The sequence below is a fragment of the Acinetobacter sp. AB03 genome (assembly GCF_058107045.1).
On sequence record NZ_JBUEBA010000019.1, the window covers coordinates 1 to 6,820 of the forward strand.

At 34.9% G+C, this 6,820-nt stretch carries 11 protein-coding genes and 1 pseudogene; 6 read left to right on the top strand and 6 right to left on the bottom strand.

All coding sequences use genetic code 11. The features are described from left to right. The 4 genes and pseudogenes from ACY3FQ_RS16920 to ACY3FQ_RS16935 all read left to right on the top strand — a co-directional run. Positions 1 to 114 (top strand): annotated as a pseudogene (locus ACY3FQ_RS16920) (cell filamentation protein Fic); the annotation flags it as partial. 349 nt (positions 115 to 463) lie between these two features. Next, positions 464 to 721 (top strand): hypothetical protein, encoded by a 258-nt coding sequence (locus ACY3FQ_RS16925; protein ID WP_004726728.1) that lies wholly within the window; start codon positions 464 to 466, stop codon positions 719 to 721. A gap of 822 nt (positions 722 to 1,543) precedes the next feature. Continuing rightward, a complete protein-coding gene (locus ACY3FQ_RS16930) occupies positions 1,544 to 1,822 on the top strand; it encodes a hypothetical protein (RefSeq protein WP_254631145.1) in 279 nt (92 codons plus the stop codon). A gap of 8 nt (positions 1,823 to 1,830) precedes the next feature. Further along, a complete protein-coding gene (locus ACY3FQ_RS16935; RefSeq protein WP_005401799.1) occupies positions 1,831 to 2,382 on the top strand; it encodes a macro domain-containing protein in 552 nt (183 codons plus the stop codon). A 1-nt stretch (position 2,383) separates the two neighbouring features. Here the strand turns inward: ACY3FQ_RS16935 and ACY3FQ_RS16940 are convergent, their stop codons facing one another. From ACY3FQ_RS16940 to ACY3FQ_RS16965, 6 genes are all read right to left on the bottom strand, one after another. After that, positions 2,384 to 2,770 (bottom strand): type II toxin-antitoxin system death-on-curing family toxin, encoded by a 387-nt coding sequence (locus ACY3FQ_RS16940; RefSeq protein WP_000053135.1) that lies wholly within the window; start codon positions 2,768 to 2,770, stop codon positions 2,384 to 2,386. After that, the gene (locus tag ACY3FQ_RS16945) at positions 2,767 to 2,946 is read right to left on the bottom strand and encodes a hypothetical protein (RefSeq protein WP_001231652.1); all 180 of its coding nucleotides are present in this window, start codon (positions 2,944 to 2,946) and stop codon (positions 2,767 to 2,769) included. Before ACY3FQ_RS16945 ends, ACY3FQ_RS16940 begins: the two co-directional genes overlap by 4 nt. 49 nt (positions 2,947 to 2,995) lie before the next feature. Next, complete coding sequence (locus ACY3FQ_RS16950) at positions 2,996 to 3,331, bottom strand: hypothetical protein (protein WP_032866032.1); 336 nt, start codon at positions 3,329 to 3,331, stop codon at positions 2,996 to 2,998. 513 nt (positions 3,332 to 3,844) lie between these two features. Next, entirely contained in the window at positions 3,845 to 4,159 is a 315-nt protein-coding gene (locus ACY3FQ_RS16955; RefSeq protein ID WP_078390453.1) for a hypothetical protein, read from the bottom strand. Between the two features lie 52 nt (positions 4,160 to 4,211). Beyond that, the gene (locus tag ACY3FQ_RS16960) at positions 4,212 to 4,526 is read right to left on the bottom strand and encodes a helix-turn-helix domain-containing protein (RefSeq protein WP_078390454.1); all 315 of its coding nucleotides are present in this window, start codon (positions 4,524 to 4,526) and stop codon (positions 4,212 to 4,214) included. Continuing rightward, on the bottom strand, positions 4,507 to 4,830 hold the full coding sequence (locus ACY3FQ_RS16965; RefSeq protein WP_078390456.1) for a transcriptional regulator: 324 nt from the start codon (positions 4,828 to 4,830) through the stop codon (positions 4,507 to 4,509). Before ACY3FQ_RS16965 ends, ACY3FQ_RS16960 begins: the two co-directional genes overlap by 20 nt. 143 nt (positions 4,831 to 4,973) lie before the next feature. Between ACY3FQ_RS16965 and ACY3FQ_RS16970 the strand changes: the two genes are divergently transcribed. Together ACY3FQ_RS16970 and ACY3FQ_RS16975 are read left to right on the top strand one after the other, a co-directional pair. Further along, positions 4,974 to 5,279: a hypothetical protein gene (locus tag ACY3FQ_RS16970; RefSeq protein WP_106985265.1), complete on the top strand. Its 306-nt coding sequence runs from the start codon at positions 4,974 to 4,976 to the stop codon at positions 5,277 to 5,279. A gap of 179 nt (positions 5,280 to 5,458) precedes the next feature. Continuing rightward, a complete protein-coding gene (locus tag ACY3FQ_RS16975; protein ID WP_125274739.1) occupies positions 5,459 to 6,577 on the top strand; it encodes a Fic family protein in 1,119 nt (372 codons plus the stop codon). Positions 6,578 to 6,820 lie beyond the last annotated feature (243 nt).

Below are 6,820 nucleotides of genomic sequence, written 5' to 3' on the forward strand. Positions count from 1 at the left end.
AGGTCTCGCATTGACTCTCAACAACAATGGATTCAAGCCAATATTGAAGGTTTTTATGGTAATTTAAATCCATTAATTAAGATTTTTGAAATATGCTTTATTCAAAATACCTAAAATTTAAGTAGTCGAAGCCCACAATCCTTAATGAGCCATCATCTTTGCTTCAATCCACTGATTAATTTCCCAAATGAACCAACAATCACGATTCTTAGAAATCTTAATACTCTTCGGGTAATTTAGGATCGTAATATTCAGATTACTTATCCAGAATTGAATAGATCGTTAACTTAGATAGACTTTTAAGCAATGTAACTTGCCGCATGTTTATCAACATATGTCTCAAAAAAGTCTGCCCATACATAGATTTATGGCGTTTAGTGCTTAAATTTCAGATTAATCTTCGTCTGATGACCTGAATGGATGTTACAGATTACATGCAGGTGAATTACTCTGTGGCTGTATCATGGCTTTTGTGCAATCCAATCCATTTGATCCGAATGTTCTCTTTTGCAATAAAGCAGCCTCTTCTGCTTTTCCTGAACCAACGAACTATGTCATTGATTTGATTCAACCGACAACAGTGATGCTGAATCAAATCTCCAAAGAAGGGATTAAATGCAAGAAATGTGGTAAGAAAAAGATAGGGGATGGAAGTTATTATCCGTCTAATTGGAACCAGCCCATGAGTCGAGATCAGTTGAGTAAGAATCATTTTAAATGAATAAGAGAAGGATGGCTTACCTCACTTCTCCGAATAACAATGCTATGCTTTTCAACCAAGGTTATAAATTGGCAACTACATTTCATTCTTCTTCATGCTGGTCCTATAGCCTGTAGACAATTACTACATCATTTGCATTCAATGCTCAATACAGCCTGTCAGCAGAACCGCAGCGATACTTTTTTTCGTGCATACATGTAGTGTTTAAATCCATTCATTTTTCAATGATCCTCTGCCGTTTATCACATTTATGGTCGATCTTTAACCTTGTGAAAAATGCACATACCGATCCCTTCAAACTGTCAAATTTATGTATGCATGACATTTAAAGAAAATTATCTGATCAATTTTTTTAGGTAAAATTCATCAAGAAAAAAGTTATTATTATTCATAACATCACCAATAACCACATAAAAACAATAATTTAATAAATTATTCTTCCAATTTTTTTATATTTAGTGTTATTTGAGTTTGAAGCAATGTACTATGATAAGATTAACCCGTTAGGTCAGGTGGCCTAACTTAAATAAAAAAGTCTCCGACAAACCCGGTACGGTTCAATTTAGTAATAAATCCCTAAGGTATGGTCCTTCTGCCAATACTTGGCCTTATGATAAAAATATTAAAAAATGGTTTAAGTTTTGGGGACACCCATTAAACAATGAAAATTTAGGTTCAGACTTTGATAAATGTATTATTCAAACTAATTGGGCCTATACGAGTAATGCAGATATAGAAAGCTATAATCGTTTCTTAGAAAAAGAAGCAGTTGATAATTTTATTCATCATATTGAAGTTTTGAGACCCAAAGTAATTTTATTTATGGGTAGTAAGCTTATTAATTTTCTGAGAAATATAGATGTTTGGGATAGGTTTACTGCTATTGTTGGTCCAGAAATAGAACCCTTAAAAATGGTACAAAAAACAGATTTTGATGGTACTCGATTTAAAGTTTACTTTGATAATTTTGAACAATGCCAAGTTGTGTGCTTACCACATCCATCTAGTAGTAGAGGTCTATCTGATGAATATATCAAATTATTTGAACCAGAATTAGGAACAATCATTACTGAATATAAGAAACAAAAGGGTATTCTATAAAACTAATTATGAAAAAAGTCCATCTCATCCAAGCAGATATAACAGCTTTTGCTGTACATGCCATCGTTAACTCAGCAAATAAATCTTTGCTTGGTGGTGGGGGACTTGATTATGTGGTTCATAAAAAAGCTGGACCATTGATGAAAGAAGAATGTATTCGTCTAAATCAACAAAAAGGTGGATGCCCTACAGGTCAAGCAGAAGTAACAACAGCAGGTAATCTGCCTGCTAAATACCTTATTCATGCGGTTGGACCACGATGGTTAGATGGCGAACACAATGAGCCACAATTGCTTTGTGATGCTTATAGTAATGCACTATTCAAAGCTAATGAAATTCATGCACTCACTGTTTCTTTTCCATGTATTAGTACAGGTGTTTATGGTTTTCCACCTCAAAAGGCTGCTGAAATTGCGATTGGTACTATACTCTCTATGTTGCCTCAATATGATCATGTTGCAGAAGTATTTTTTATCTGCCGAGAGGATGAAAATTATTTAATTTATAAGAATCTTTTATCGAATATCGATGATCCAAATATTCAGATTCTGATTTCTTAGTTTAAATTATCGAAAGCTCGTATAAGAATTCAGCCACAATTTTGGCTAATAATTCATGTTCTTCTTGTGATTCAACAATATCGACCATCAAATCATCTAAACCTGTTTGTTCCTGAATGGTAACACCTTGAATTTCGAGATAAGTCAGCATTACAGCTAAACCAGTTCTTTTATTACCATCAACAAAAGCATGACCTTTTGAGATAGCTATACCAAACCATGCTGCGATCTCAAAAATGTCGCTTACATTACTGTAATACATCTGCTGATCTATACGGCTTAATACGCTTTCTAGCTTTTCAATATGACAGCCTATTCGCCCTACGCCAGTTTGTAATAGGATCTCATCATGCACAGCAATGACGAATGTTGAGCTAATCAAACTCATTTATAAGCAAGCTCTTGGATTTCAGCTTTATGCTGATTAATGACTCGTTTTGCACTATGCATCACAACACGTTTAGTCGCTTCGTCATTGCTAAATTGGATTGGTAATACTTGACCCGAAACCTTTTCACGATTTGAAATTTGATCAAGGCTATAGTCTTTTAAACGCTTTCTCATCTTCATACCCCTATTAAAAGAGAATTTCATTTTAGCCTAAATTAAACAATTAAGTACGATAGTGAGGATCTTTTCTTGGAATAGCATTTTCTGAATCTATATCAAAGAAATCATAAATTTTAGTGGCTATTACTGTGTTAAATAATTTTTTGTCCATATACACGATTGCTTTTTCTTTATTTGCGTCGAAAACTACCCTACCCCTTGGAATCTGTTCATATTCATAATGACGTAGTTCTGGGTATACACTTTGCATATTTTTCCAATAATCGACATGTGTATATGGACTATCAATTAAGCCTATTGAATCTGCATCATTTAAATTGAATGGATGAGCTATGCCGATAACTTGCTTTTGCAAAAACCAAAAAATTCCTATTTTCATTTTTCATCAACTGATTAATTTCCCTAAAATTAACATAATACACCTTATGCGAAGTCAACAGCTTTTTAAAATATCTTTGTTTTTTCATATAGTTAAAAATTTTTCATCCTCCTGAAAAACAATGAAAAACCGACTTGGAAACAAGTCGGTTTCTTTTTGAGTAATTCTGATACTTCTTGCCAATAAAAATGATCAATATTTAATCAATTTGTCATTTTTCTCTGGCTTATCAATACCCCACATCCCGAAACTATCCCCAATTTCTGCGGACAACTCTTGGGATAAAAAATAACCAATTTTGTACGCTTTGGCTCACACCAATTCCGGCCCTTTGCGCCTATACGATCTGGCTGCAATTTCCTATGATGGATTCATCAGGAACAGGAAGTTCCACACAATAATAAGAACATAGATACGCACAAGGACTGTAAGGTACGACAGGAGTTATACCGAGCGAACCCATACGAAAAAGCCCAACAGGATGTTGGGCTTTTTATTATCTATATTTAAGGGTTAATCAATCTTAGTCGATTCATTTTGGTTGATAAATTTAATCAGCGAATTTTGGACAAACTCATCAAGTTCAATCTCTTTTTCTTTTATGATGGTTTCTATCTTTGCTATAGTTTCGCTTTCTAAATCGAACTCTATTTCAGCTGATGTTTCCATAAGTAAATCATAGTTATTTTCGACCATCTTTTTAAAGGTTTCTTTTAGATCATTTTTCGATGGAATATTGAAAGATAAGCGTAATGAGCTATTGATAATTTCAACATGGGTATACCCTAAATATTCAGTACTTTTTCCAACAAATCCTAAGTGCTTCATAAAAAACCTTAAATGAATATAGTAAATAGCTCTCAAAGGAGAGCCATTTAAATTAAGCCAGACTCTCTTTTACAAATTTTGGATCAACAATAAATAATCGAATAAGCGATGTTGCTGCTCCTGATGGTCTTCTCGCACCTTGTTCCCAGGATTCAAGGGTACGTCTTGATACGCCAAGAATCTTAGCAAACTGATCTTGTGTTAGTTGAGCCTTTCTACGAGCTAACGCAACATCTGTCTCAGTGATTACTGTTCTTTTCGCTGCATTATTAGCAAGCATATCGTCGATGCCTTGTAATATTTCAGCTTCAATATCCCTAGTTTCTTCAAAAGATTGCAGTTCTTTTTCAGTCATTAAACGAGTCATTTAGTTTCTCCACCAATGTTTGAAGAGTCTTCTTACTAAGCTGTACAGTTTGCTTTTTACTGTACAAGGTTAATAACCAAATCTCTCCATTTGCTAAACGATTAAAGTAGATGACTCTGACACCACCACTTTTACCTCTACTACCGCTAGTCCATCTAATCTTACGAATACCGCCTGCATTAGGCTCAACATCTCCTGCTTCAGGGTTTAATGCTAAAAATGTTTTGAATTCCTCATATTCTTCCTGAGTCCAATAAACAAGACAGTATTTAGTAAATAATGGGGTCTCACATATTGTATACATTTCTTGCATTCATACTACCTTGTAGTAGTTTATTTTATACCACTTTGTGGTATTTTAAAATACTAATTTTTAATTCATAGGATTAAAGACGATGTACTATTTTGCAGAGGATCCCTTCTAGGTAATGTTACCTAGGAGGAACAATGAAAAGACTAAAACATCAATACAGGCAATCAATACAAAGTACTCGACATGATTATCTTTGGAAAATTTACCCTAATGTCAGAAGCTCTATATTTAAGAAATTCAGTACTCAGCAAGAACGTAGCTTTTATTTCTTACATCGTATTGAATACAAAAGCTATTCGCTTAAAATTCGTGTAGCACGTGGTACAGGCTTACCTCATGTTTGGGATGATTTTCCGACTTACGTTTATAAAGTTGCTAAAAGTTGGAAACATAATTCTAAGAGAGCACATCAGTACTACAAAGAACATGAGCAAAAATAAAAAATGGGAGCTGATAGCTCCCATTTTTTTATGTTATTCACCAATTAAAATGTCTATGCGATAAACCATTTAAAATGTCCTATAAAAAATGAGCTGATTAATTATCATATTCGGCTCTTGTTATGAGCCGAATAAGTGCTATATTCAAATCATCTGAAATTTTAGATGAGCGATTGAAAATGCAGAAATGGATTTGGCAAGCAGAAAACTGCACAAATTTTACATGGCTAGATTCAGTTATCTTACCTAAAACCAGACAGATACATCAAAAAATAGGGATTATTCTGGGGCAAAGTCAGCATGATTTAGCAAAAGAGCAATTCACCCTAGATACTCTGCTTGCCAATCTTGTTGCTTCATCTGCGATTGAAAACGAAACGATCAATGTTTTTTCACTACGATCATCTCTAGCTCAACGCTTAGGTGTCACACTTGAACAGCCTTATCCAAGCTCAGATCGATCAGAAGGTTTAGCCAATATCATGCTAGATGTGCTTAACGATGTTAAGCAACCATTGACTCTTAATCGTCTCATGCAGTGGCATCGTTGGCTTTTCAATGACCCAGATTGGACAATGCACCGTTTACGCATTGGTCAACTTAGGGGGGCAGAGCCTATGCAGGTCGTTTCAGGTCGATTGGACTATCCTAAAGTGCATTTTGAAGCACCGCCAAGACAAGGCTTAGAAGAACGCTTAAATGCCTTCATAGATTGGTTTAATCAAAGTCTAAATGATTCATTGCTTGATCCTCTGTTACGTGCAGGTATTACCCATTTATGGTTTGTTACCCTACATCCTTTTGATGATGGTAATGGACGTATTACACGTACACTTACAGACCTTTCTTTAGCTCAAATGGATGAACAGAGCATTCGTTTATATGCTATGTCTACTGCGATATTGAATAAACGTAAAAGTTACTATGAGATATTAGAACAAACTCAAAAAAATGATTCTGATATCACCGATTGGCTAGTTTGGTTTTTAGATACATTGAATGATAGCCTTGAAAAAACCTTAGTACAGATCAATCGGACATTATTTAAAAGCCAGTTTTGGCATAAATATTCAAATTTAGCCCTGAGTCAAGAACAGCGCAAAGTCCTCAATCGTTTATTAGACGGTGGGGAAAATGGCTTTGAACATGGTATTAGCGCGTCACAATATCAAAAAGTTGCTAAAACAAGTAAGGCGACAGCTACTCGTCATTTATCTGACTTACTTGAGAAAGGTTGTATCGTCAAATTGGAAGGTGGGGGACGTAATACACGCTATCAGATCAATACTCAGTTATAGAAATTTAAGCCATAAAAAAAGCCCGACATGCTGTCGGGCTTTTTCGTATTGGGTGTTTAGGTATAACTCCTGTCGTACCTCACGTCCTGGTGTCGCACTTATCATTATTGTTTTATGTGTTGGAACATCCTGTTCTCTATGTCCCCATCATATGAAAAATCCCCATACTGACATAGACGCAATGCTCCCTAATTCATGTCAGCCTTGGATTACAAGATTGCTCAAAACTTACCCCAAGGCTTA